Consider the following 566-nt stretch of genomic DNA (forward strand, 5'->3'; position numbering starts at 1 on the left):
AACGTTTATGTATAAGGAAAGTTGCGTGTTTGTGTGCGAGGATTTTCCGAAGGAAAATCAGAAGCTAGCAAACGGGCAACTAACTTTGGTTTAGCTAAAACTAGCAATTTTTTTTATACGGTGTTGCCATTTCGTTGTTTTTTAGAGTTCAGATTTTCCATTAAATTACTTTTTCCGTTTTTCAGCGTTTGAGTGAGTTCGGTCGGCGTTTTGTTCCGTAATATTTTTCAATTCCGATTGAGTGAGAAATTCCGCAACTTGATAAATTCCTTATTCAGTTTATTTTAAATTTTTCTTTTTGTTTTCTCCAGTTTTAATTTCAATTCCTGAATTTCAGTCTTTTTATCTTTAACTTCCATTTGAAAATACTTTAAACTTGTAAACAAGTAAATAAGAACAAAAAACGTTCTAATATCGGAAGAATTATATTCGGTCAAGAAATCAAATTTGCTTGAAATCCATAAGATTCCAAATAATATAATAGATATTGTAGAAATTATTTTTAATACTTTTTTCATTTTTTATTTTCAGTTTGAGTGCGTTCCGCCAATGAATGGCAACGGTTT

1 protein-coding gene is annotated in these 566 nt (G+C 30.0%); it reads right to left on the reverse strand.

The window, feature by feature from the left end; all coding sequences use genetic code 11:
- Positions 1–284: 284 nt before the first annotated feature.
- A complete protein-coding gene (locus tag E1J38_RS15010) occupies positions 285–518 on the reverse strand; it encodes a hypothetical protein (protein ID WP_133357654.1) in 234 nt (77 codons plus the stop codon).
- Between the last annotated feature and the right edge of the window lie 48 nt (positions 519–566).

Origin of the sequence: Seonamhaeicola sediminis, assembly GCF_004358095.2 — a bacterium.
In the GTDB taxonomy this organism is placed as follows: domain Bacteria; phylum Bacteroidota; class Bacteroidia; order Flavobacteriales; family Flavobacteriaceae; genus Seonamhaeicola; species Seonamhaeicola sediminis.

Excerpts from the sequence above, each read along its gene's own strand:
- E1J38_RS15010 (WP_133357654.1), bottom strand. The coding sequence starts at position 518 with ATGAAAAAAGTATTAAAAATAATTTCTACAATATCTATTATATTATTT.